The organism is Pacificispira sp. (assembly GCF_965228185.1).
Classification (GTDB): Bacteria; Pseudomonadota; Alphaproteobacteria; order UBA8366; family Aestuariispiraceae; genus Pacificispira.
Genome location: NZ_CBDDHE010000004.1, coordinates 136,315 through 157,873, shown reverse-complemented (window position 1 = coordinate 157,873; position 21,559 = coordinate 136,315). Strand labels below are relative to the sequence as shown.

At 63.1% G+C, this 21,559-nt stretch carries 28 protein-coding genes; 10 read left to right on the top strand and 18 right to left on the bottom strand.

Annotated elements, in window-relative coordinates:
• Positions 1-20: 20 nt before the first annotated feature.
• From ACO06O_RS08990 to ACO06O_RS08950, 9 genes are all read right to left on the bottom strand, one after another.
• Positions 21-929: a S49 family peptidase gene (locus tag ACO06O_RS08990; protein ID WP_421878427.1), complete on the bottom strand. Its 909-nt coding sequence runs from the start codon at positions 927-929 to the stop codon at positions 21-23.
• Positions 926-2,521 carry a phage portal protein gene (locus ACO06O_RS08985; protein ID WP_421878424.1) on the bottom strand — a complete coding sequence of 532 codons (1,596 nt, stop codon included), beginning with the start codon at positions 2,519-2,521 and terminating at the stop codon, positions 926-928. Before ACO06O_RS08985 ends, ACO06O_RS08990 begins: the two co-directional genes overlap by 4 nt.
• 22 nt (positions 2,522-2,543) lie before the next feature.
• Positions 2,544-2,762: a gpW family head-tail joining protein gene (gene gpW, locus ACO06O_RS08980; protein ID WP_421878421.1), complete on the bottom strand. Its 219-nt coding sequence runs from the start codon at positions 2,760-2,762 to the stop codon at positions 2,544-2,546.
• Entirely contained in the window at positions 2,759-4,711 is a 1,953-nt protein-coding gene (locus ACO06O_RS08975) for a phage terminase large subunit family protein (RefSeq protein WP_421878418.1), read from the bottom strand. Before ACO06O_RS08975 ends, gpW begins: the two co-directional genes overlap by 4 nt.
• Entirely contained in the window at positions 4,680-5,387 is a 708-nt protein-coding gene (locus ACO06O_RS08970) for a hypothetical protein (RefSeq protein ID WP_421878415.1), read from the bottom strand. Before ACO06O_RS08970 ends, ACO06O_RS08975 begins: the two co-directional genes overlap by 32 nt.
• Positions 5,388-5,731: 344 nt before the next feature.
• Entirely contained in the window at positions 5,732-6,403 is a 672-nt protein-coding gene (locus ACO06O_RS08965) for a hypothetical protein (protein WP_421878412.1), read from the bottom strand.
• A gap of 308 nt (positions 6,404-6,711) precedes the next feature.
• Positions 6,712-8,514 (bottom strand): hypothetical protein, encoded by a 1,803-nt coding sequence (locus ACO06O_RS08960; RefSeq protein WP_421878410.1) that lies wholly within the window; start codon positions 8,512-8,514, stop codon positions 6,712-6,714.
• A gap of 2 nt (positions 8,515-8,516) precedes the next feature.
• Entirely contained in the window at positions 8,517-9,686 is a 1,170-nt protein-coding gene (locus ACO06O_RS08955) for a DUF7146 domain-containing protein (protein WP_421878407.1), read from the bottom strand.
• On the bottom strand, positions 9,683-10,327 hold the full coding sequence (locus ACO06O_RS08950) for a hypothetical protein (protein ID WP_421878404.1): 645 nt from the start codon (positions 10,325-10,327) through the stop codon (positions 9,683-9,685). The genes ACO06O_RS08955 and ACO06O_RS08950 overlap by 4 nt, the downstream gene beginning before the upstream one ends.
• 124 nt (positions 10,328-10,451) lie before the next feature.
• On the opposite strand from ACO06O_RS08950, the gene ACO06O_RS08945 reads away from it, so the two are divergent.
• Together ACO06O_RS08945 and ACO06O_RS08940 are read left to right on the top strand one after the other, a co-directional pair.
• On the top strand, positions 10,452-10,706 hold the full coding sequence (locus ACO06O_RS08945; RefSeq protein WP_421878402.1) for a type II toxin-antitoxin system RelE family toxin: 255 nt from the start codon (positions 10,452-10,454) through the stop codon (positions 10,704-10,706).
• 12 nt (positions 10,707-10,718) lie between these two features.
• Entirely contained in the window at positions 10,719-11,114 is a 396-nt protein-coding gene (locus ACO06O_RS08940) for a helix-turn-helix transcriptional regulator (protein WP_421878399.1), read from the top strand.
• Between the two features lie 93 nt (positions 11,115-11,207).
• Here ACO06O_RS08940 and ACO06O_RS08935 read toward each other — a convergent pair whose 3' ends face one another.
• From ACO06O_RS08935 to ACO06O_RS08910, 6 genes are all read right to left on the bottom strand, one after another.
• Positions 11,208-12,053 carry a DUF6551 family protein gene (locus tag ACO06O_RS08935; RefSeq protein WP_421878396.1) on the bottom strand — a complete coding sequence of 282 codons (846 nt, stop codon included), beginning with the start codon at positions 12,051-12,053 and terminating at the stop codon, positions 11,208-11,210.
• Positions 12,038-12,187, bottom strand: coding sequence for a hypothetical protein (locus ACO06O_RS08930; RefSeq protein ID WP_421878394.1), 150 nt, complete (start codon positions 12,185-12,187; stop codon positions 12,038-12,040). The genes ACO06O_RS08935 and ACO06O_RS08930 overlap by 16 nt, the downstream gene beginning before the upstream one ends.
• A 4-nt stretch (positions 12,188-12,191) precedes the next feature.
• Positions 12,192-12,488: a hypothetical protein gene (locus ACO06O_RS08925; protein WP_421878391.1), complete on the bottom strand. Its 297-nt coding sequence runs from the start codon at positions 12,486-12,488 to the stop codon at positions 12,192-12,194.
• Entirely contained in the window at positions 12,488-12,775 is a 288-nt protein-coding gene (locus ACO06O_RS08920) for a hypothetical protein (protein ID WP_421878388.1), read from the bottom strand. The genes ACO06O_RS08925 and ACO06O_RS08920 overlap by 1 nt, the downstream gene beginning before the upstream one ends.
• Positions 12,772-13,428 (bottom strand): hypothetical protein, encoded by a 657-nt coding sequence (locus ACO06O_RS08915; RefSeq protein ID WP_421878386.1) that lies wholly within the window; start codon positions 13,426-13,428, stop codon positions 12,772-12,774. The genes ACO06O_RS08920 and ACO06O_RS08915 overlap by 4 nt, the downstream gene beginning before the upstream one ends.
• Positions 13,429-13,566: 138 nt before the next feature.
• The gene (locus ACO06O_RS08910; RefSeq protein ID WP_421878384.1) at positions 13,567-13,827 is read right to left on the bottom strand and encodes a hypothetical protein; all 261 of its coding nucleotides are present in this window, start codon (positions 13,825-13,827) and stop codon (positions 13,567-13,569) included.
• A gap of 145 nt (positions 13,828-13,972) precedes the next feature.
• Here ACO06O_RS08910 and ACO06O_RS08905 point away from each other — a divergent pair, with 145 nt between their 5' ends.
• A complete protein-coding gene (locus ACO06O_RS08905) occupies positions 13,973-14,383 on the top strand; it encodes a helix-turn-helix domain-containing protein (protein WP_421878380.1) in 411 nt (136 codons plus the stop codon).
• Here ACO06O_RS08905 and ACO06O_RS08900 read toward each other — a convergent pair.
• Both ACO06O_RS08900 and ACO06O_RS08895 read right to left on the bottom strand, forming a co-directional pair.
• Positions 14,380-15,096 carry a DUF7424 family protein gene (locus ACO06O_RS08900; RefSeq protein ID WP_421878377.1) on the bottom strand — a complete coding sequence of 239 codons (717 nt, stop codon included), beginning with the start codon at positions 15,094-15,096 and terminating at the stop codon, positions 14,380-14,382. The genes ACO06O_RS08905 and ACO06O_RS08900 overlap by 4 nt on opposite strands.
• A gap of 47 nt (positions 15,097-15,143) precedes the next feature.
• On the bottom strand, positions 15,144-15,521 hold the full coding sequence (locus ACO06O_RS08895; RefSeq protein ID WP_421878374.1) for a TM2 domain-containing protein: 378 nt from the start codon (positions 15,519-15,521) through the stop codon (positions 15,144-15,146).
• A gap of 190 nt (positions 15,522-15,711) precedes the next feature.
• Between ACO06O_RS08895 and ACO06O_RS08890 the strand changes: the two genes are divergently transcribed.
• The gene (locus tag ACO06O_RS08890; RefSeq protein WP_421878371.1) at positions 15,712-16,020 is read left to right on the top strand and encodes a hypothetical protein; all 309 of its coding nucleotides are present in this window, start codon (positions 15,712-15,714) and stop codon (positions 16,018-16,020) included.
• A gap of 837 nt (positions 16,021-16,857) precedes the next feature.
• On the opposite strand, the gene ACO06O_RS08885 is transcribed toward ACO06O_RS08890, so the two are convergent.
• The gene (locus ACO06O_RS08885) at positions 16,858-17,556 is read right to left on the bottom strand and encodes a hypothetical protein (protein ID WP_421878369.1); all 699 of its coding nucleotides are present in this window, start codon (positions 17,554-17,556) and stop codon (positions 16,858-16,860) included.
• A gap of 151 nt (positions 17,557-17,707) precedes the next feature.
• Here ACO06O_RS08885 and ACO06O_RS08880 point away from each other — a divergent pair, with 151 nt between their 5' ends.
• The 6 genes from ACO06O_RS08880 to ACO06O_RS08855 are packed head-to-tail and all read left to right on the top strand — an operon-like array spanning position 17,708 to position 21,559.
• The gene (locus tag ACO06O_RS08880; protein ID WP_421878367.1) at positions 17,708-18,160 is read left to right on the top strand and encodes a helix-turn-helix domain-containing protein; all 453 of its coding nucleotides are present in this window, start codon (positions 17,708-17,710) and stop codon (positions 18,158-18,160) included.
• A 1-nt stretch (position 18,161) separates the two neighbouring features.
• Positions 18,162-18,449: a hypothetical protein gene (locus ACO06O_RS08875; RefSeq protein ID WP_421878365.1), complete on the top strand. Its 288-nt coding sequence runs from the start codon at positions 18,162-18,164 to the stop codon at positions 18,447-18,449.
• On the top strand, positions 18,446-18,649 hold the full coding sequence (locus ACO06O_RS08870; protein ID WP_421878363.1) for a hypothetical protein: 204 nt from the start codon (positions 18,446-18,448) through the stop codon (positions 18,647-18,649). Before ACO06O_RS08875 ends, ACO06O_RS08870 begins: the two co-directional genes overlap by 4 nt.
• Before the next feature lie 30 nt (positions 18,650-18,679).
• Complete coding sequence (locus ACO06O_RS08865; RefSeq protein ID WP_421878361.1) at positions 18,680-21,076, top strand: ParB/RepB/Spo0J family partition protein; 2,397 nt, start codon at positions 18,680-18,682, stop codon at positions 21,074-21,076.
• Positions 21,073-21,330, top strand: coding sequence for a hypothetical protein (locus tag ACO06O_RS08860; RefSeq protein ID WP_421878359.1), 258 nt, complete (start codon positions 21,073-21,075; stop codon positions 21,328-21,330). The genes ACO06O_RS08865 and ACO06O_RS08860 overlap by 4 nt, the downstream gene beginning before the upstream one ends.
• A 10-nt stretch (positions 21,331-21,340) precedes the next feature.
• Positions 21,341-21,559 (top strand): hypothetical protein, encoded by a 219-nt coding sequence (locus ACO06O_RS08855; protein ID WP_421878357.1) that lies wholly within the window; start codon positions 21,341-21,343, stop codon positions 21,557-21,559.

Genomic DNA, 21,559 nt, shown 5'->3' with positions numbered 1-21,559 from the left:
CATTCCTTCCATTGTGGAAATCAGCCGCCCCGGGCGGCCGACAGGGACGCGCTCAATTCCCACTGAGCACGAAAGCGATCCTTGATCCCGTCAGCGAGACCGGCCGACACGGCGGCAGGCCCGCGCAGAATGCGGGCTTCGGTTTTCAGAACATCGGCGACCGACAGATCGCGATAACGCGCGACGGCATCCGCGAAGACGGCGCGCGTTTCGTCGACGCTGGCCTGCCAATCGGCCTGGACATCCTCGCCCAACGGCGCGAACGGATGACCGTCGACCTTGTGCTTGCCGGCATGGATCAAGGTCGGGCTAAGCCCCTCACCCTTGAGGCGCGCCGACATGTCCATATGCAGACACCAGACGCCGATCGAACCGGCCTCACCGAGGCGCGGCAGATAGACATTCCCGGCCGCCGAGGCGAGCCAATAGGCCGCGCTCAATGCTTCGTCCGCAAGGCATGCCCATACCGGCATTTCACCGGCGATCGCCTCGATCAGCTCCGCCAGTTCCGCACATCCGGCCGCCTCGCCGCCGCCGCAGTCGATATCCAATAGGATCGCCCGCACATCCGGATCGTGATAGGCCGCCGTCAGTTGCGCGCGCAGCCCCTCGTAACTGGTCATCCCGCAATAGGAGCCGATCCATGCGCCGCGGTTGACCAATGTCCCCTCGATCCGGATCTCGGCGACACCGCCGACAACCGGGTACAGTTTCTCCAGCGCAGGTTCGGCGGCGCCGGGATCGTCCGCGTCGAGATCGAAGGCGAAGGCCGGCGCCGCAAGCGGCAGGCGCGCGCCGTCGATCCAGACGCTATCAAACCCCAGGCGCGGCCCCAGCACCGAGAGAAGCGGCTGCAGCCGTTCCGGCCCCATCAAGAGGGGACGGTTCAGCACACGGGACGCGAGTTGCGGATAGGGCTGTGACTTCATGGCTTTTGCCCCTCACGCGCCTCAATGTCCGATGCGTGTTCCACTGGCGCCTGCCCGCGCGCCCCGGCTCCTGGGTCCGGCAGGTTCAACTGCTGGCGTCGAGCCCGCTCCCGCGCCTGCTGCTCTAGAACGTCGTCATAGTCGTTGCCCTGGATCGCCGCCTCGATCGTGCTTGTCGAAATCTGGCCGTCGATCCGCATCAACGCGCCCTGCGCTTCCTTGGTCGGATCGACCCAGCCGCGCGCCGGTCCCAACCATTCGCAATCGGTATAGGCGCCCATGGCTTCATAGAAATCCGGGGCGCCCGGCGGCAGTTCCACATCGCCCAGGTCGATCGCCTCCTCGAGCCAGGCGGCATAGATCGGTGTCGCGAAGCTCTGCGCGAAGTAAAAGCGCCGCGCATCCAGGAACCGCCAGACCTCGATCAGGGCGGCCCGGGCGCTCGAATAGTTCACGGCGGACCAATCGCCGGACAGCTGCTCGTAACTAATCCCAAGCGCGGAGGCCGTTGACCGCAGCACGGTCTGGATAAACGGCCAATGACCGCTATGCGGCCGCGCCGCATTCGGGAATGTAGCCTCATCGCCTGGAAACAGGTTCGAGATTGCAACGCCGTCGACGGTAATCGCGCGCTCGCCATAAAATGCGGCACGCTCCTTTTGGTAGTCGCCGAAACCGTCACCACCATCCAGCAGCTCGGAGACCATTTGCGAGTCGGCCTTCGACTGGATGAATGCCGCGAAGACGGCATTCAGAACGGCGGCCTGCAATTCGGTTTTGTCGTATTTGTCCCCCATCCGAAGCTTGGCGAGAACCGGCGCCAACATGGATTTCCCGCGATGCTGACCCGCGCGTTCAGGTTCGAAGAAGTGAACACATTGGGGACGGCCCCACGGCGTAAACCGCGCAACGCGCTCCACCTGGTAGCCATCCGCCCGGAACCCGATATCGGACGGGTGCGATTTCCGGATATGCGCGGCGATGAACGCTCCGTAACCGTCGAGCTCGATCCCGCCGCGCAGGACGTTCGAATCCGCCGCGCCGATCGGATTGGCCAGGCGGTCAGGATCGACCAGTTCCACCGCCAGGGCGTAGCGGGCGCCCCGGTTCGGAATCCAATGCAGCACCGCCAAACCTTCGCCGTCGACGACGCGATGACGGAACGCCGTGCCGCACAAGCCGGCAAAGGTCGATTGGCGCGTGCTGTCGATCCAGCAGCGCGGGTCCATGGCGTACTCGCGCCATTTCGCCTCGACCTGGTCGGCGAACTCAAAAGCCCATTCGGACGACAAACCCAACGCGCGCCAGTTCGGCTTGGATCGGAGCCTCAGCCCTTGTCCGATAACCGCGTCGAGCTGCCGCTGCAGACCGCCCGCCACCCAGCCGTTATTGGCGGCCTGGTCACGGGCGCGGGAGACCAGGGTATCCCGCTCATAGAGCAAACCCGCATCGGCCGACAGGATCGGCGCATGCCAGCGGGCGGTTTCGCGCGACATTCGCGACGCGCCCTCATGAGTCGTGTCGCGGATATCCGACGCGGCGCGGCGCATCGGTGCGCCATCCGCGCCGAGGATCGGGGACAATGCGGCCATGGTGCCAATCGCCAAATGCGTTTCAGAAATACGGAAGGATCGGCCGGCGGCCGGACCCGAGCCCCAACTGCATGCGAAGCTCCGAAATCCGGCGGCGCAACGCCGTTTCATCGGCTGCCGTATAGGTCACCGAGTTTCCGCCATAGGCGACGGTCACCGGCCGAAGTCCGGTCGTCAGCTCCTGCAACGCCACTTCGGCGTCGTTCAACCACTTTTGAAGCGTCGCCTTGTCCTGTGTCATGCCAGATCCCTATGCCGCGCGACTTTCCTCGGCGGCGTTCCATCCTGTTCCGAACCCTGTCCGCGAACGGCGTTCGCGGCCGGCACAGCGAGATCCTCTAGATCGAGCTGAGCGCCGGGCGGGCCGACGGGCGCCTCGCGTTCCGCGCAAAGCGTGTCCCAGAATTCCTCGTGACGCTGGTTTTGCCGCCATCCTTTGAAAACCGCGGCGGCCTCGGCGTACATCATCGTGTCCAGCGGTTCGTTGCGGGTGTTGGGCCGAACCTCCCATTTCCACCGCTCTTGTCCATTCGGGCCGCGCTTCGCCTGACGCACCCGCCTTTCGGCGGTTAGTCCCTCGAAAAACACGTCTTCCATCCCGGATGGCAGCGCGACATAGCCGCGCGATAGCGGATCGGTTTTTTCCAGCAGACGATAGAACGCCGCTTTCATCCCGATGACGCCGACCGCTTTGAACCGTTTCCCGAACCGCTTCTTCCGGCCGCGGCGGTCGCGTTCGTATTTCACTTCCGCAAGGGGCGGCGCGGTCTCTTGGTTCGATCCGCGAATTCCGATCACTTTCGAGGCCGGGTGGCGTTTCACCCAGTCCATGACGTCCTCGGTATACGCGTTCGCGTCGACCGCCATCGCATCCGCTTGAACGCGTCCGCCGGCGGCGTTCCGCCAGGTCCGCGTCAGCAGCGCGTCCAACGCTTTGCGCGGTTTGTCATCCTGAATGTGACCTTCGATCACGATGTAATCGACGATCGCACGGCGCAGATCCGGCCCCCAGGCGACGACCTGGCATTCCAATCGCGGTTCGGCGTCCCCGCCCTGAACGTCGACACCGATCGTCAGCAACGGGAACCCGGCCGGGATCACCCCGCGCGGGTGCCCTTCGACCGCGCGGTCGCGCAGGGCTTCCGCCGGGGGCGCCTGGCCGGCGGCCTCATAAGCGAGACCCAGCCAATCGTTGTAGAAAACCTGTTCCGCCGCCGGGTCGCCTTTGACCTGAAGCCATTTCCGGGCGATATCCGCGAAGGTATCGACACCAAACAACGCTCGCCAAAGATAGAACGACCGGGACGGCGCGCCGGGATTGCCCGCGACGAAGCGGCCTTTCGACCGCATGCCCCGCAAATGGTGTTGCTCAATCAAGCCGCCGCAATCGGGACAGGAAAACGCCGCCGCTTCCGGATGCGCCTCATCCAGATTTTCCAGCAGGTTCTCCCACCGAAGCGGGTGCCGAAAGCCGCAATGCGGGCACGGCATGGCCCATTCTTCGCGCGTCCCGGCCTTGTATGCCCGGGTGATGCGGCACCCCGGCTCGATCAGCGGCGTCGACGCCTTTAGCGTCTTGCGGTTCCGCACCGACGCCGACCGGCTATCGGCTTGTTCCTCCGGGTCGCCGGCCTCGTTCGTTTCCCATTTCGCCAGGTCGTCTTGCACCTGGCGCCGGGCCGTAATCATCGACAGCGACGATTCCGAACGCGCGCCCGATACCTGGATCTGCGCGGCCCCATCGCGACGTTCGATATACAAGAGCGACTGGTCCGACACCGGACCGAAAATCTGGGTCAGCGCCGACGACTTTCGCAGCATCGGGCGCAGCTTGGTACGCGACCAGCGTTTCGCGTTGTCGTCCTGGGGATGCGTATAGAGAAACAACCCCTCTTGCGTCGACACGGTACCCAAACAAAACACTTGCCCGATGACCGACTTGCCGAACTGCGCGGACCCTTTCAGAACAACGTCGCGACACGGATCGGTCGGTTCCAACGCCGAGAAGATCGTCGCGTTCCACGGCGCGTTGTCCGGGTTGTACGGTCCCGGATACGGGCTTTCGCCTCCGAAGACGATGTTGTCGATAGCCCATTGGTTCAGGTCGAGCGGCGGCGGTGGCGGCAGAACGGCGGCAATTGTGGCCGCGACAAGGTGTTCAAGATTTCGAAGGACGATCCCCGTTGTCATCGTCGACGCCTTCCGCCGGGTCCTCTAGCCTGTCGGTCACGGTTTCCGGCAAAGCGGATAACATCGCTTCGCCATGTCGCGCGATCCGGTCACGTTGCCGGTTCCAGGCGTTTGACAAGGCAACCTCTACCACCCTGGCCTCGACCGTAACGCCGCTGTTTTCTCGGATCGCCTGCGCGACGTCCTCGCTGATTTCCGGCAAGCCGCCCTCGATCTGGCGAACAACGCCCGCCAGCCCCTCGCCCAAGGCGCGGGCCACATCGTCGGCGCGGACATAGATCCCTGCCGCGGCGCGGCTTTCGCGTTCCAGTTTTTCGTTTTTGAGCCGCGCCTCTCGGATGCGCTCTAGCTTCAGCTCGTCCGTTTTGCCCAAAGGCCGGCCATCGTTCCGAACGCGTTCCACGTTGTCGCGCTTCGGAAGATCGAAATCCGGCGCATCGTCGTCTTGATCCAGATCCGCGCGGCCGTTGATCGCGCGCTGCAAAGGATCTAGCGACCGGCCGAGCTGCTCAAGCGCGACCCGCGCGTCGATCTTTTGACCGCGGCCATCCCCGACCAGTGCCGCACCGTGCAATTTGCCCTCTTGGATCCAACGGGTGATGTTGCTGCGGTCGATTTCCAGCCGTCGCGCAAAATCCGCTTTCGAGATCGGCCGTTCCAATCCGTTCGCGCCCATCGCAACATTCCTCAACACCGCGATTGTTGAGCCTTTCGTTGAGTTGTTGAGGCTCCCAAAACCCCATCCGACGAGTGAAACCCCGCGGGTCTCCTCGCCGCATGACGTGAGGGTGCCGGGAAGGACCCGCGCGGGGCGGGCCCTGTCCATGCGGTCACATAGCACCCTCCGAAACGACGAACGGCCCGGGCGAGACGCTCCGAGCCGAACCATTTTCTTCGAATTAGACGTCGCCCTGATCCTTCGACCCACACGACGCGCTAGCATGGCCGAAAACTACCCCTGATTTGTCAACCCCGTCAACCCCTATGAAAATAAATCCCGGGAGCCCCCATATCTTGCGGCTATCCGCGCCTTTCTACGGCGACGCTCGTCCCGGAAAAGTCCGACGCCAACGCATTGCATGCGCGATCTAGCTTCTTATTCGCCGCCTGCCGGGAAATGCCGACCTTGCGGCCGATATCGGCGAACCCCGCACCGGTCACATACCAAATCAAGATCAAACGATAGTCGATATCCGACGGTTCCCAGGCCAACAGCAAGTTCCAGACCTTATCCAATCGCGAAACATCCGCTGCCGAAGCGCCCGCGCTGAAAAAATCCGACGGCGCGAACTGCGCCATCTGCGAGCCCTGTGCCTTGCGAAGAAATCGGACATGATCCGGCGCCGGCATGGCGCGCATCGTTTCGCGGGCCCGGTAAATTTCATCCTTCACCGCTTGCCCGCCGCTGGTCAGGTTGATCTGCCCCGAATTTCGTTTGGTATGTCGCGACGCCGTTTCGCCCATCCCGTCAAAGCGCGAGACAAATCCAGGTCCGAAGGCGGCGACTGCCGCCCCCAAGGTCATGACCCGCACCTGCCCCCCGATCCAGACACCTTTCCCGCCCGCCATTGGCTCAAGATTGGTCTGAACGAGATCATTCTGCCCGCCTTGCCCAGGAATGACCCGCGCCAGGCGCCGCAGACCTGCGCCCGAACCGCTAGATTTCGTATCCGTGCTATCACCGTCCCGCATAATCTCGCCCTCTCTGCTAGATTTCGTGGCCCGTTACCGGGTGTTACCGAAACTGTTACGGCCTAACTCTTTGATCTTTCTTTCTCTTTCTCTCTTGGTAACGGAATTAAAGAGAGAACTAGAGAAATTACGTCCTGCGCGCCCGCGCGCGTGAACGCCCTGCCCGTTACGCCGTTACGCCGTTACGCGGGCCGGTTTCGCTTGATTTGTCAGGGAGATACGCCGTAACGCCTCCGGTAACGATGGCGTCGCGCGGCACATCCAGCCCGCGCATAGTCCGGGGGAAAGGGGGTATGGGGGAAAGGGGGTTAGAACGGCGGATCATCGGCTTCACCTTCATAGTGGTCGGACACTTCCGGGAATGCGGTATCGATCGGGATCAGAACCGCGCGGAACCGATGTTCCCGTCGCGAGGCGTCGGCGCCACCACCGCCGCCGAAGTTCAACGATGACTTGGACCGAACCGCCCCTTCCAAGCCAAGCAAGGCGGATTCATAGCCCCCGTCCCGCCATTTCGTCTTTGCGAAGACCTGAACGATCGCCTGGTGCCGCCGCCCGATGGCGATATGGGTCATTTCGACGTCCGAGTGTTCCCGGACGACTCGACCGTCCTTGTCGGTGAACATGATACCGGACATGCGCAACACGTCCCGATCGTCGGCGGCCATAGGGAAACTCGACAGCGCATGCTCAATGAAATCCGAGAACGGCCGGCGCCGACCCGAATTCCAATTGTCCGCATGAGAGGTCATCAAATGGTGCCAGCACGAAGACGCATTATCGTCGCTTTCGTCGACACCGACCGCGTCCTCGTCGACCAGGTCGACCCATTGACGCAGATCCGCATCAGACCGCAGACGGTCGAACAAGATGATATCGGCCAGCGCGAACAGCGTTCCGAACGTGTCCGCCACGCGCGGGACATCGGGAAAGGCCGGCAGGATCAAGCGCCGATAGGCCTTCAAGGTTTCGGGGAAACGCGCCCAACCGTCCAGCACACGCCTAAAGAGGCGCGGCCCCATCGCGGCATAGTGCGCCGTCCGGTCCCCGAACCCCGTCAGATCGGCAGATTTTCCTAATTTCTTGAGGCGCAACACGACAATCCGCGTCGCCTCAGCAGGGGGCAATGGCGGCGGCTGGATCGCCCCAGCCAGGAAATAGGCGTTCAATGGCCGTCCGGCGTCCCCCATCCGCGCATAACCGCCCTGCCCCTGTGTATAGGCAGATCGAATGACGTCCAGCAGCTCTTGAATTCTGGCGTTCCTATCTTCGCCCGACGGCATTTCCAATTCGTCCAGCACGACAGGCCGCGCGCCATCGCCGACAATGTCCTTTTGGACCGACGCCGCCGTTGCCTTGTCCTTCCAAACCGCCATTGGCCCGAGGAGTTGCTTGACCAGCTTCATCAAGGTCGATTTTCCGGACGACGCCTCGGCCTGCAGTAGGACGGGCGGACGAAAGGGCACAACGCCGGTCATGAACCCCGCGCCGATCCCGCCCAATAGACAGGCCGCCGCCAATTCCGGTTTCTCGAACTGCCAGCTTTCCCGTATGAATTCGAATAGCGTTGCGGCGTCGGCGGTGGACAACGCATCGCGCGCGGGCGGCGGAAAACTATCCTTGGATACCGGATAGACATAATCTCCGACGCGGCGGCCGGCGATCGGCATTGCCGCGTCGAACAACCCTTCGGACGGATCGAAATCGGCGCAATAGCGCCCGGTATTCAAGACCACACGCGGATTATCGGACGTGAACTCGCCGACAGGCCAAACCCCCATACCGCGCCGCGCCTGGTCGGCGGACAGAAACCCCGCTGCGTTACAGGCCTCAATCAGAAACGCCGCCGCATCCGCTTTTGCGAAGCGAAACCCTTTGCGCTCGCTCGGAAAAGCGGCGGAAAGCCAAGAGACCGCCCCACCGAACAGATCAATCAAACCGTTCTCGGAAAAGCTCGCCGCCGTCATGCGCCGTAACTGTCCGGCCCGGTCGAAGAAGAAGTAATTGCCCTCCAAATGACCCAAGGGCACGACGGGGCAGTCGTCCAAGCGCGGATCGCCGACGGTTTCGGCGACGTTGTCCAATTCGGCGCTCAGATCCTCGACGGCCATACCTACCCCCTTCCGGACGCCGCGCGTCCGGGTAACAGTGTCAAATGGTTTGCATCGCCCGTCAGCCAGACCAGATCCACGCGGCGGCGGCCGCCATCCGCCCATAGCCGGGCGGCATGCCGCAGGCTTTCATCGGCCGGGACCAAGGGCGATCCGTCGGGTTTGAATACGGGGTTGCCGGCAGCGTCCTTGGCGCACCCGGAATCGGTCTCGCCGCAACCGACGACACGGCGCACCAGGCCGGGGAACCGCAACACCCCGAACCGGCCCGACGATCCCGCGCACCAACCGCCCCAATCGGGCCGGGCGTCCAGGACCGATTGCGTGTTCTCGATGCCCTCCGCAACCGCCATGACAGGCCGAGCCGAAGTCAATCGTATCCAGCCATCCGCCGGATCACCCCGGAACTTCTTTGCGGGCACCCCTTCGCCGGTTTCGGGATGCGTCAGGCGCAGCTTCCCTTTAGGCGCGGCCAGATCGATATAGGTCAAATGCAGGGCCGTCAGCGACGCCTGGCCGCCCCGGTCGGCAATCATCGGCGTCACGATGCAGGGATAGGCGCCCAGGTCGATCCGCTTCTTATCCGACCCCTCGACCCAATAGCGCAGTGCCGGCACGAACCGGCACGGCGCCGGAACGGAAATGCCCCGCAGTTCGCGGAAATAGATCTCGCCATCCGTCCCCCGCACCGGTCCGACACGCCGCCACAACTCGCGGGCGTTTTCCGCTTTCCTGGCCTTTTCGATCTGCGAACGGCGTTCGCGTTCCCGCGCCCTTTCCGCCGCTTGTTCCTTGTCCCGTTCGATCCGGCGGCGCTCCTCGACCGTCAGCGCGCGGCGGGCCGGATAGCCCAGAATTTCCTCACGCGCGAACCGGAACGCCTCCGCCTGGTCGCAGCCACGCACCAACATAATCAGATCGATCATCGACCCGCTTTGCCCGGTCGGATCGCCCTCGAAATCCCGGTACCGTCCCGCCTTGGCGTGCGACCCGACATAGACGCAAAACGACGTGCCCGGCGCACCATGCGGCCCGCCACAGCGCCATTGCGTCGCGGTCTGGCGCCACTGCGCCCCCGGCATGACGCGCCCAAGGACCGTTTCCACGCGATCCGCCAGCATTTCGCGGATCTGTTGCGCCGTCAGGTCGCCGTCTTTCGCCCGATCCGTCATTGCCCGGCCGCCTTCCTCATAGTCAGCAGCACATCCGGCCGGATAAGGTGACCGCCCAGCCAGGGCGCGCCCGGCGGGTGCAGGCGATCGTAAAGGTGCCAATGATAGTTCGTCTGCCCGCCAGTCGGTTTAATCCCGCGACCGCCTGGCGGCATGGAGGGTCGGCTGGACAGCACCCAGACCCGGGCCAGGGGCAAGCCCTCGGTAAAGTCCAGATAGCGATCCTCCGACGCCAGAAAGCTTTCGGTGACGACCGCCGCGACATAGCGCCGGGTGAGTGTCAGCGCATGGCGGATAAAGTCGATCGCCAGAACGCCTCTGTCATAGGGCGGATTGAAAACGAAATCCGCGACACCGGCCGCGCCGCGCGGAAGATCCGTCATGCCGAGAAAATTCCCGACCCGATCCAAAGCGATGTAGCCCCGATCCCGAAGATCCATTGAAACGACGTCATACCCGAACGACCGCGCCGATTTCGGGATATTCCCCGACCCGGCGCAGGGATCGCAGATCAGCGGTGCGAAGTCGCGAAATGCCGCGAACAGCAACGCCGAGACCCAGGGCTCATCGACATACCAATGATCCGGCTCGCGCTCATATCCGCTTTCCTTGAACAGGCGCCCGCGACCTTCAGCCCCCATAAGCGCCTCCGTCGACCAGACCGGCACGGGCACTCTCACAAATTATAACTTTTAGTGCGATTTTTCGCTTGCCGCTACCCGCACTAAAAGTTATAGTTTGTTTCATCGGAAGCGAGGAAACGACATGCAAATCGAATTCACCAAAACCGCCGCCAAAGGCCTCCGGAAAGCGCCGAAGCATGTCGCGACCGCTATCCTGGACAAGCTGGCCGATATCGCCCGCACCGGCGCCGACGCCAGCCGTCACGACGTGGTTCGGCTTTCGGGCCGGGATGGCTACCGCCTGCGGGTTGGCGCATGGCGCGCGATCTTCACGGCGGACGGAACGGTTCTGTTGGTCTTGAATGTCGCCCCGCGCGGCGAAATCTATAAACGCTAAGGAGTCATCGAAATGGCCAAGGTACAAATCATCCACGACGCCGACGGACGCCCGGCCTTCGCCGTGATTCCGATTGACGAGTATCGCGCCGCCTTCGGCGACCCGGACCCGGCCGGAACCGCCGCGACGGACGAGGAGCTGTTTGACGCCGCCATGGCGGAGCGCAGCACCGGCGAGGAAACGGTCCCGTTCGACGTGTTGCGCCGCATGACCGACGGCGAGGCCCCGCTGAAAGTGCTGCGCGAATGGCGCGGATTGACCCAGGCGGATCTTGCCGCCGCGATCGGCGTCACGCCGAACTATATCAGCCAGATCGAGCGCGGGACGGGCAAGCGCCTGTCCCGAAAGCTCGAACCGCGCGCGGCCGAGGCGCTGTCCATCGACGTGGATTTGATCCGCAGTACATAGAAATGCCCGGCTCTGCGCGTCGCGATGGTGGCGATACCGGAACATCATTCCAGGGCCCTTGAAACTGCGGTTGAACAAATGACGCGGACCGGATCAACGATCCCAGGGCAGCCGCCGCGTTTGTGGCAGATTGCGGTTATAGGCCCTGACGACGACCATTCGGATTGCATCCGGCAACTTTGTGGACACCAAATGCTCCGACAGGGCCCGGCCCGCGCGAATCCAATCCTCTCCCGCTTGTTCGGCAATGGCCGCCACCAGGCGCGCATCGTCGATTTCCGGGCCGCCGGATTTTGCCTCGACGGCCGCCAATCCGATCAGACGGACAACACCGGCAATCAGGGGACCGCGAAGGTCACCGCCGCCCTCTGGATAGGCTTCTCGCAGAATGCTCAAGGCCCGGCGCGCCTTCGCTTCCCCGTAAACTTTGACCGCCGACGCGACGGCGGAAACCGACAGGATTTCACCGGCGCGCATGGCCGACGAGTGCTTGACGTTTCGCGGGATTGAGCAGCCGGACGCATCCAGCACCCTTGCGATTGCCAAAGCGGTTTCATCCCCGGCAATGCGTTCGGCATGAAAAATTTGCAGGGGATTGATATTCACACGCCCCTTGTTGATCCCGACAAAGGCCTCGGCCTGTTCTTTCAAGGTCTCGGCATCCGGTACAACGCACGGAACGGATCGGATTTCCCCGATTTCCAGGGCGGCATGCAGACGATGCTGCCCATCGATCACAACATAGGTGCCGTCGGCATTGTCGGCGCAAACCAGGGCGCCAAACTTATGCCAATCGAACTCCCGAACGATGCGCGCGACCGCTGCGGCGCTGCGCTTTTCGCTCATGCTGCGCTGATACCGCGGATCGACCGACAAGACCGACTTATCGATCAACAGCACGGCCGGCGGCGGACCGATCGGGTTCAAGGGCGCGTCCATTCAGGATCTCCTTTAGCGGTGACAGGCGCCGGCGGCAGATCCGGCAAGATGGGCGCGCGGCCCGGAACGATGGCGCAGTAAATCAGCGCCGCGACGCAAAGGCAGACAATCAGGGCTTCGTCGTCGATCCGCATCGCCTTAAAACTCCCCGTCCGGATCGTCGGACCACAGATCGTCGCCCTGACGGCGCGCGGTATTCCGGCGGACGCCCGCCTCGGCCTCGACCCGGCGGTAAACGCCGATCCAGTCACGACGCGGCGCACCGTCGGCATACGGACAGGAATCGATCCCCGTCGCGGCATTGGCGCAGGCCATCGCATGGAGAATGCGCGCGGCGCTGTTGGACGGATCGGCGCGGCAGGCATTTTCCAGATCCGCAAGCGGCGTACTGGCCGACAGGACCGCAGGCGCGTTATGAACCGCCGCACCGGTCATCAGACGGGCCCCTTGCCCAAGACGAAATTCAGATCGGCGGAAAGGGACAGCAGATCGCGCGGACGCGCGACGATGGTGAAGCGGCGACCGACGCGGTCCCGCGCCGACACCTGAAACGCCATGGCGCCATAGTTCGCATATTCCGCGCCCGTACGCCGCGACCGAACCGCCAGGTCGCGACCGGTCGACGTCGAGATCACCAGATCAAGCGCATCGGGGAGACCGCGATAGAATTGCAGGCGGATTGCCCCGCCCTCCCCCGTCACGATAGGCGCCGGCAGGGTCATACCGACACCTCACGGATATTGCGCAGGACACGCGACACCGGCGGACGAATGTTAGGCGGCCCGGACGGCCCCCGGCGCAGGTCGATATCGGCGGCTTGCAGCGTTCCCGACATTTGCGCGGCGGCGACCAGGGTGAAAACGCCGGCGACGGTCAGCGCTCGGAGTGCCGCCCCTGCCCGCGCCATCCCCGTTCGCCGATCCAGATTGCGAGAATGGTCAATCCCATCGACAGCCGGTTCAGCACCGACGCCGCCCCCGCCACAATCCAGGCCAGGCGTTCCGACGCGGTCAGACGGCGCGGCGCCGATCCGGTCGCGGCCCATTCCGAGCGTCGCATAAAATTCCTCCAGATCCCGTTTGATTTGCGCGGTTTCGAGCGCGACCCGCTCGACGCGATCGATCAGCGCCAGGTCCGGCGCGTCCATCAGCGGCCCATAAAGCACGTCGAGAATGGTTTGCCCCCAGACCCGCACCATGCCCTGAACCTGGGCCGGGCCAGGATTGTTCCCAGCCTTGTATCCGTGCGCCGTGCGGACCTCACAGCCCAGCATTCGCGCCAGTTCCTTGGCGGACCATTGACCGAAGAACTCGCGCCGCCGCGTCGCGAGAAGGTCCTCCACCTGGTCGAGGGTCATCGTGTCGATCATCGACATGGCGTTCCCTCCCCGGTCCGGGGACGATCGGCGCATGACACACACCACGCACCCCAGACGCAGCCGCGACGCGGCGGCACGCCCCGCCCGGCCGTCCCGCGCCCCGATCCGGCGATCGCCGGGGTATGCCGGGCACCGTCACGCATCGCCCAAGGCCTCCGCCCGGTCGGCGGATGTATCTGAAGAGAAAACGGTCGCGGACAGATCGAGCCCAGCGGGATCGCGACGCAGAAATTCTTCCGCCTTCTCGATCGACCGAAAACTGACCCCACGTCCGCGCGCCAGGTTCGCCAGAAACTTCGGATCGCCGGTCGCCTCCCGGCTATACGGCGTGACATCCAGGCCCAGGGCCCGCCGATGCGCGTCGAGCGACCGCAATATTTTGTGGCGTATCGTCATCGGCACTAACAAAAGTGTGATTTTACCCATTAGTCAATGGGATTTTTCACATCTTACCTAAACGACTGAAAAATCGCAGTATTTAGGCATGAAAGCGCGAGACCTCACTCACATGCCACCGTTAGCGCGGGAAATTTACCGTCGCATGGTGGCAAAAAAGTCTACCCAGAAGCGGCTGGCAATCGCCGCCCAGCTGTCAGACACCTATTTGCGGGATCTGTTTGACGGCCGGAAGCAAAGCGTCACCGTCGACAAGCTTCAACGTATCGCCGAAGAACTTGATTGCACTGTTGGCGAGCTGCTCGGGGAGAAGCCGACCATAACCGAGGACACTCGTGCCCTGGTTTTTCGGCTTACCCTTGAATTTCTGAAAGTCTTCCGCGATGGGGAGCAACCTGTTCCCCCGGACGCGTCGGATTACGATCTCGAGATCATTGCAAAAGCATTCGCCGACGGCGCGCTACAGCAGAAGGCGCCGGACCCTGACAAGCTACGCCAGACCGTGAAACACGCGATCGAAGAAGTGAACGATCTGCAGTCACTCCGCGGCCGCTAGTCCTTCTCTATCCAGTAGAAAGTCGCGAATTGGCCTGGGCTGAGCAAAGTCAAATCCCTCACCCAATCCGATAGACGGACATGCGCCGATGCGCGCGTGTCCACATCCTTTACATTGTAGAAGCCCTGCGCCCCATCCGGCCAATCGATCTCCCCGTCAACATAACTTGCTACCGTTCGGAGCTCGATCGGCTGGCGCAGATCGTTATGGAGAACAATTCGATAAGAAACGTCTCTAGGGTCGAACCGCGCCGTCGGAACCACGCTCGCCACCGCGTCCTTAAGGGCTTGCTGCCCTTCATCGGGGAAGTACAGATTAAATTGCGAGGAACCGTCGGACGCGCGTGTACTCAACAATACGCCAACCCCCTGATAGCTGACGTCCGCCACCGTCGGGTTCACAATCTGAACCCAAAATCGGACCCTAAGGAAAGTGGATATGCCGTTTTTCTCGCACCAACCTGGACGATCAGCATCGAGATCAAGCATTTGCCCCAACGTCGGAAGCAACTTTTCGACTTGCGCGGTACATTTTTCAACGCCCATCAACACTTCCGACGCATACTCGGCCTGAACCTTGCCGCGCGCCTCGGGGTCGGCAATTACATCCTGCATGTCCCGTGAATAGACATGAAAGGCGACCTCGTCCTTACATCCGGCCAATCCGGCCGCCACTACAATTGAGCCGATCAAACTAATCAAAAATCTGAACATTTGCCCCTCCCCGTCCCGATACGGTACCACAAACACCGCGCTTCCGTTTAGGCCTGCACCGCAGGCGTAGACCCCAACCGGTTCGCCAAACCGATATTGTGGCGAGAGACCCACCGTCCGACGAAGAACACGTCGACGAACACCCATATCGCGACCACGGCCCAAATCAGCAGGGCAAACGCCGTCGTTCCTCCGGCCGCTTCCGCCGCCGCATTGTCACCGGAGATCGACGCCGCCATGCCGCCGGCCAATGACACGATCATGACAATCAGGGCCCCTACACCGGCGAACAACTGCAACAATCCGGACTTTGTCTTTCCGCAATAGAACCGGTGAATCCCCAACCACCCCAGAAAGAACCACAGGACATAGCCCAGCCCTGCTGACTTCTTCTGAGCATCGTACTGCATCATTTCCGCTGACATAGCACTCCCTCTCATTGATTTTTCTACACGATACACCCTTTACGATACATCCACCCAAAACGCGGCGGCAAGAAGGTTCTGCTAGATATTCGGGAATTCTAAAAATTATTGCACCAGTTACGAGCCTGTGTTTCGCTACCCGGAACGCGGCAATATTTGGCAGCGCCGCACTTTCTGGGGGCATTTTTGTATGGCGGATATTTGGAGGGATCCGGCGCGGCTGCGCCGGTCGGTTGGCTTTCATGCCGCGCTCATCGGCGAAACGGTCGACCATGTTGGAGAAACAGCGGGAATTGGCTCGACCCGGTTCAAAGCGATTTTGAAAGGAACGGAGACGATCACACCCTATGAGGCGCTTCGCCTAGCCATAGCCCTGGAAATTACGCCAGACCGCTTGTTTGCCGAACCAGGCCAGGCCCCCGCCCTCCCCGCGTCCGGGATAAAGCTCTATCGACGGATCGCGAATGCCGTTCGCACCTCAGAAGACGACGCATGCTAATCCGCGCGGCGGCCAACCTGGACACGGCGTTAACTCCAGCCGGCGACGAGGCGCGCGTTTACTGGATCGGTGACAGTGGACCCCCGGTAAGCGTTCCCCAAAGCGTCATACGCACAAACCCGCTTTATCCATTTGCCCTGCGCGATCTGGGAACGCCATTCCGACAGTTCGCCTGGGTGCGGCTGCACCGGTTTTTGAGTGGCTGCGAAATCGCCTTTGATCTCGAACGAGTATCGGATCGGGCCCTTTCTAATGCTCTGAGTTTGAGGCGCCAATTCAACGACCCTGGGTCAACGCGCATCCGGTACCGATATGGCGGCGCGTGGGCTCGCGAACTCCATCCGGACCCACGATCAACAGAGACCAGACTAGAGACGCTAATGACATGGGCATCGATTAGGACGCTTGGCGCATTGCGTGAACAAGAACTAGATCCCTCTCGACCGGCGGCTTTGTCTCGGGATCTACTGAATGGCTGGCGCGTCAGAAATGGCCGAACGCTTCCCGATGCGACCTCAATTCTATCGGAACTTCGCGATCACAGGCGCGTTTCAGTATTCTGCCTTTCTGAAGACGGAAAAGGCGACCTGCCCGCCTATGTTGGGCGCCGGTCTCCATTGGCGGCGATATTCGGGCGCGATTGGGCCCAGAAGCCCGGCGCCCTACCCGACCAATCGTATGAAGCCGCCGCCCAGTCGCCCTATGCTACGGCTCGATATGAGCAGAACCCTCAAAGCGACCGCGTACTGGCGGCGATTCAGACAATACTGTTCCCCGAACCAATCTGGATTCGCTATGACCGGACCATAGCCCCTGCGGCAGGCCCCGGCTTACCGGTCATTTGCGCGACGACCATCCTGAAAGGACCGGCAAGCCCCATTCCATGATCTCCCCGGCCAGGTGCTCGAGATCCGCGTCGGTAATTGCGACAATCCACTCATTCCGAGGGATATCAGGCGGCGCAACTTCCCAACGCATCGCGCCCGGCTGCATCCTGGTGTAACCCCACCTCGCCGCAAGGCCCGTCAGCACCTTACGCGGCTCAACAATGCCGTAGATAGTGTTTGGGGCCCAGTAATGGGCGGCGAGAAACAGTCCAATTTTGGGAAGTATATCGCTTAGGTGAGCCTGCAACCCTACACCGCCGGCACCACGTTCAATCCATAGGTCTCCGTGATAAGCCACGCGACCACCCCGCTCGAGCGCGGCCGGTGCTGTCGTGAAAGGTTCTGCAGGCAAGGAACCGTCGGCCGCGTTCTGATGATAGCGAAGCCAAAATCCAGCGAGGTCGTCGGCGGCGGTGCCCGCAAGCATTTTCAGCCTGAAAGCCTGGCGGTGCATTAATACGCCGTTCAGTCGGCCCGCCAGAAACAAAAAGCCGCCCGGCTCCACACCTTCGAAGGGCGCGCCGGGGACGCAATCACCCTCATGACAGAGTGACCGGTATTCTTCGATTGTCTCTCCGTAGTGGATTATAACGCCACGTTCTTTGGCGGCCCCTCTGAGGGTCTCGAACGCTTCCTGAATGATGGTCAAAATTGAAACTCCCCAATGCCTTTAACCTGTTTATCGTGCGGTATCATAATCTAGCAAATCTCCCATGGTGTGTTTTTTCACACTTTTGATATTGACGGTGTGATTTTTCCCATTATGCTCTCCACTACCTACACAGGAAAGAGAGAGATTTATGCCACACCCAACTGACATTCATGTCGGCCGCATCGTTCGCGAAACCCGTGTTGCGCGGGGGCTGAGCCAGACGGAGATGGGCGAGCGCCTCGGCGTCAGCTTTCAACAGGTTCAGAAATACGAGAAAGGGACCAACCGGATGGGGGCCAGCCGCCTGCTGGCGACCGCCAACATCCTTAACGTTCCGGTCGCGGCGCTGTTCGAAGGGTTGGGCGAGGCGCGGCCGATGCAGGCGAATGGCAAGCCGCCCAGCCGCCGGGCGATCGAAATCGCCACGATCATTGACGCCATGCCGCCGAAGAAGCGGGCGGCCTTCCTGACTATCGTCGATTTTTCCGAGACCGGCCGGGACGGCACGCCAGACGCCCCGGCCGTGATGGCGGAGAGCGCCGGCGGACGCGACCGGAGCGGCTTGACCGCCGCGTCCCAGAGCGCCGCGCGGGTCGCGTAACATGCGCGCCCTGCCCGCCATCCCGACCGCGCGCCGTACCGCCATGGTGCGGCGCGCGGTCACCGCCGCCGGCTTGGAAATCCTGCGGAACGCGATCAACGCGCCCGGGAAGTATCAATCCGGCAACACCTACCTGGACCACAACGCGCGCCAGGCCGTCCGACGCCTGGAAGGGTCCGGCCACCTGGACGGCCGGGGCGCGGTCACGCGCAAGGGGCACGAAATCCTGCGGCAGGCGGAGCTGGGTTATATCGGCCGCGAACGGCATTCGCGGGCGGGTGGCGCATGAGCGCGCCGGAAACCGCCCGGCCCGGGCCGAACGAAACCCGGCGCGGCTTCACTGACGGGTCGACCCTGATCCTGTGCGGCGGGCATTGGGCCGTCGCCTGCGGTCCGGACTTCGCCGGCAACGACCCAAACGCGCCCAGCCAGGCCGCCGCGGCCGCCGCGATCCGAAATTCGGCTATGCGGGACACCGCGCGCGGCTGACCCGCCCCAATCCGACATTGGAGAGAGACCATGAATGCGATCAAAGGTCGGATTCCGTCCGACCCCCCCGAACAACCGGCTTTGGATTGGGACGCCGTCCGCGGCCGAACCGCCGAAATCGTCAAAATGCACGGCAGCCAAGGCGCCGCCGCCAAGGCCGCCGGGATCGATCAGGGCAATATCAGCAAGTTTCTGAACCGCAAACAGGACACGATGCAGGTCGCGGTCTGCGACGCCCTGGCGCGCAGCGTGAAGCGATCGACGAATTGGCTTCTCTACGGCGCCGCGCCGGAATTGCCGGACCACGATTCCGGGACGCTGCGCCTGATACCCTGGCATAGCCTGACGCCGTCGCCGCTGAACCCGCGCAAGCAATTCGAGCCCGAGGCTTTGCAGGATCTGGCAAACGCCCTGCTGGCCCAGGCCCGCGACGGCGGCAGCGGCATCCTGCAGAACCTCGTCGCGCGGCCGCATCCGACGGCGGCCGGCAAGTTCGAAATCGCCGCCGGCGAACGCCGCTATCGCGCGGCCGGGCTGAATATCGAGGCCGGGCATTACGGCGCGGATATCGCGATCCCGGCTCAGATCCGCGGCCTTTCCGACGCCGAATTGCTGGGGATCGCCCTGTCGGAGAACCGCGATCGCCGCGACGTGCATCCGATGGACGAAGCGCGCGGCTATAAGGCGCTGCAAGACCTTCTGCGCGCGGAGTTCGGAACGGACGTGCCGGCAGCGACCATCGCCGAACGGACCAAGGCCGATAAGCGCGTCATCCAATTGCGACTGGAACTGGTCGACAAGCTGCACCCTGACGTTCAGGCGGCGCTAGAAGCCGACCGCCTGTCCCTGGCCCAGGCCCGCGCGCTGACCGCCGCGCCGCACGAATTCCAGATCAACGCGGTGCAATTGATCGCGCAGAACCATTACGACTATCGGACGGCTGAGCAGATCAAGACCGCGCTTAAACGGTCCCTGATCCCGGTTGGATTGAACTTCTTCCCCCTCGACGCCTGGACCGGGCTGATCCGGACCATCGAGGACAAGGACTATTTCGAAGACCGCGCCCTGTTCGACACGATGCAGGCCGCCGCGATCGAGGCGAAGGAGAAAGCCCTCGCCGAGAAGTGGGGCGGCGGCGTGATCGTTCACGACAACAGCAGCAAAGGCTCGCGGCACTTCGATGACTGGCCGAAGACCCAGGACAAGGCGACAGGCTGCGCGATCATTCAGATCGACTATTCCGGCCGCGTCACCGTAATCGAAGGGCGGGTAAAGCCGACCGAACCGGCAAAGCTGACCGCCGCCCTGCCCGCGCCGGCAAAGGACGGGGACGGACCGGCTGAGGCGCCGCGGGATCTCTGCACCAAGGGCCATTTGATCCACGCCCGGAAACGCAAGACAGAAGCGATGCAGGACGCCCTGGCGCAAGATCCTCACCTTGCGATGCGCGCGGTAATTCTGGCGCTATTGGGCGGCACCGACGCGGTGAAGATCAAGCGCGAGGAGAAATGCGCCGACGACGACATCGCCGCGACGCGGCCGGCCGCGACGATTGAGAAGTACCGAACGCGTTTGGCCCTGCCGGTCGACCGGTACAGCCGGGACAGAATTTCATCGGACAACGAGGGTACGGCCTGGCGGCGGATCATGGGCTTGACCGTTGCCGAAACGAAAGAGCTGTTCGCCGCCCTGGTCGCCCTGCGGATCGGCTCGCATAACGAATACCACACGGATTTCGGCGACCGGCCGGGATCGCTGGCGATCGCGCACACTTTGGGACTGGTCGGGGACGAGGCGGGCCGCGGGCTGACCCTGCGCGCCGGCGGCGGCGAACGGCCCGGCGATTTGGACGGCTTGCGCACCTTCGGGTATGAGCGCGCGGGCGCGGAGATCGGTCTGCAATCGATACCCGGGACCGGCAAGAAAATCCGCGAGGCAATCGAGATCCGCGCGGGTCTGACCGATTGCCCCCAGGCGGATATCGAACGCCGCCGGGACTATGTTCTGCCGACCTTGCGCTTCGGGACACCCGATGCGGTCAAGGCCGCTTTCGCGACCGGCGCCAAGATCCCCGCGCCGAAGCCCGACGACGTCCCCGACCCGGCGTCCGCCGTCGCACCGGCGACGGATCGAAGCGAGTCTACCGATGGGGACGCGAACGCCGTTCGCGGGGCGGTTTTCACCCGCGCGCTATTTGCGGTTTGCGGCCATATCGGCGGCCGAGTGTCGGCGCGGCCGGCGCACAATCCCACCCTTTGCATCCACGACCTGCTCGACGACCTGCAATTCAGCGATGTGATCCGCGCCCTGGAGATCGAGGCCGGCGACGTCGATATGACCGAGGCGGAACGGGAAGCCATGACCACGCTCGGCGATCTGGCGGATTGGCTTGCACCGCATCTGCAGGGCGAGGACGCCGGACGATGACCGAGGCGCGACGCTTCACCGATCTGACCGCCGGGGATCTGGAGGCCTATGACGACGACGCCTTGCGCCTGTTTGTCCGCCTGCAAACTGCGATGATCCTGCCCTATTCCGCCGCGGGCGACGGTTTTGACCGCGCCGCCCGCGCCTGCCGGCCGCTTTTGGACGTCCTGGATCGGCGCGCCCCGGACCTGGCGCAGAACCTGCGGCGGGCCGGCGGCGAGATCCGCGCCTGGCGCGCGCGGACGGGACGTTAGGCCGGCCGCAATGCGCATCCGCCGACCCAAACCCGAGCCCGTCACGATCGATAGACTGGATCGCGCCCTGGGGCATTTGGCGCAGATCATCGAGACCCACGGGACCGGCGCCGGCGGCGGATTGCTGTTGATTTTCGAACGGCTGCTGAAAGACCGCGCCGCACTGTTGGAACAGGACGGCCTCATGAGCGAGGTCGCGCGCTATGCCCTGCTATCGAAACAAGGATAA

Coding starts and splice junctions, on each gene's coding strand:
- ACO06O_RS08880 (WP_421878367.1), top strand. CDS start 17,708: ATGCCACACCCAACTGACATTCATGTCGGCCGCATCGTTCGCGAAACC.
- ACO06O_RS08970 (WP_421878415.1), bottom strand. CDS start 5,387: ATGGGCGCGAACGGATTGGAACGGCCGATCTCGAAAGCGGATTTTGCG.
- ACO06O_RS08955 (WP_421878407.1), bottom strand. CDS start 9,686: ATGACGGATCGGGCGAAAGACGGCGACCTGACGGCGCAACAGATCCGC.
- ACO06O_RS08990 (WP_421878427.1), bottom strand. CDS start 929: ATGAAGTCACAGCCCTATCCGCAACTCGCGTCCCGTGTGCTGAACCGT.
- ACO06O_RS08935 (WP_421878396.1), bottom strand. CDS start 12,053: ATGGACGCGCCCTTGAACCCGATCGGTCCGCCGCCGGCCGTGCTGTTG.
- ACO06O_RS08910 (WP_421878384.1), bottom strand. CDS start 13,827: ATGACGATACGCCACAAAATATTGCGGTCGCTCGACGCGCATCGGCGG.
- ACO06O_RS08915 (WP_421878386.1), bottom strand. CDS start 13,428: ATGTCGATGATCGACACGATGACCCTCGACCAGGTGGAGGACCTTCTC.
- ACO06O_RS08940 (WP_421878399.1), top strand. CDS start 10,719: ATGGCCAAGGTACAAATCATCCACGACGCCGACGGACGCCCGGCCTTC.
- gpW (WP_421878421.1), bottom strand. CDS start 2,762: ATGACACAGGACAAGGCGACGCTTCAAAAGTGGTTGAACGACGCCGAA.
- ACO06O_RS08985 (WP_421878424.1), bottom strand. CDS start 2,521: ATGGCCGCATTGTCCCCGATCCTCGGCGCGGATGGCGCACCGATGCGC.
- ACO06O_RS08960 (WP_421878410.1), bottom strand. CDS start 8,514: ATGGCCGTCGAGGATCTGAGCGCCGAATTGGACAACGTCGCCGAAACC.
- ACO06O_RS08925 (WP_421878391.1), bottom strand. CDS start 12,488: ATGACCGGTGCGGCGGTTCATAACGCGCCTGCGGTCCTGTCGGCCAGT.
- ACO06O_RS08895 (WP_421878374.1), bottom strand. CDS start 15,521: ATGTCAGCGGAAATGATGCAGTACGATGCTCAGAAGAAGTCAGCAGGG.
- ACO06O_RS08900 (WP_421878377.1), bottom strand. CDS start 15,096: ATGTTCAGATTTTTGATTAGTTTGATCGGCTCAATTGTAGTGGCGGCC.
- ACO06O_RS08905 (WP_421878380.1), top strand. CDS start 13,973: ATGGTGGCAAAAAAGTCTACCCAGAAGCGGCTGGCAATCGCCGCCCAG.
- ACO06O_RS08920 (WP_421878388.1), bottom strand. CDS start 12,775: ATGACCCTGCCGGCGCCTATCGTGACGGGGGAGGGCGGGGCAATCCGC.
- ACO06O_RS08875 (WP_421878365.1), top strand. CDS start 18,162: ATGCGCGCCCTGCCCGCCATCCCGACCGCGCGCCGTACCGCCATGGTG.
- ACO06O_RS08860 (WP_421878359.1), top strand. CDS start 21,073: ATGACCGAGGCGCGACGCTTCACCGATCTGACCGCCGGGGATCTGGAG.
- ACO06O_RS08890 (WP_421878371.1), top strand. CDS start 15,712: ATGGCGGATATTTGGAGGGATCCGGCGCGGCTGCGCCGGTCGGTTGGC.
- ACO06O_RS08950 (WP_421878404.1), bottom strand. CDS start 10,327: ATGGGGGCTGAAGGTCGCGGGCGCCTGTTCAAGGAAAGCGGATATGAG.
- ACO06O_RS08975 (WP_421878418.1), bottom strand. CDS start 4,711: ATGACAACGGGGATCGTCCTTCGAAATCTTGAACACCTTGTCGCGGCC.
- ACO06O_RS08930 (WP_421878394.1), bottom strand. CDS start 12,187: ATGCGGATCGACGACGAAGCCCTGATTGTCTGCCTTTGCGTCGCGGCG.
- ACO06O_RS08965 (WP_421878412.1), bottom strand. CDS start 6,403: ATGCGGGACGGTGATAGCACGGATACGAAATCTAGCGGTTCGGGCGCA.
- ACO06O_RS08945 (WP_421878402.1), top strand. CDS start 10,452: ATGCAAATCGAATTCACCAAAACCGCCGCCAAAGGCCTCCGGAAAGCG.
- ACO06O_RS08870 (WP_421878363.1), top strand. CDS start 18,446: ATGAGCGCGCCGGAAACCGCCCGGCCCGGGCCGAACGAAACCCGGCGC.
- ACO06O_RS08865 (WP_421878361.1), top strand. CDS start 18,680: ATGAATGCGATCAAAGGTCGGATTCCGTCCGACCCCCCCGAACAACCG.
- ACO06O_RS08855 (WP_421878357.1), top strand. CDS start 21,341: ATGCGCATCCGCCGACCCAAACCCGAGCCCGTCACGATCGATAGACTG.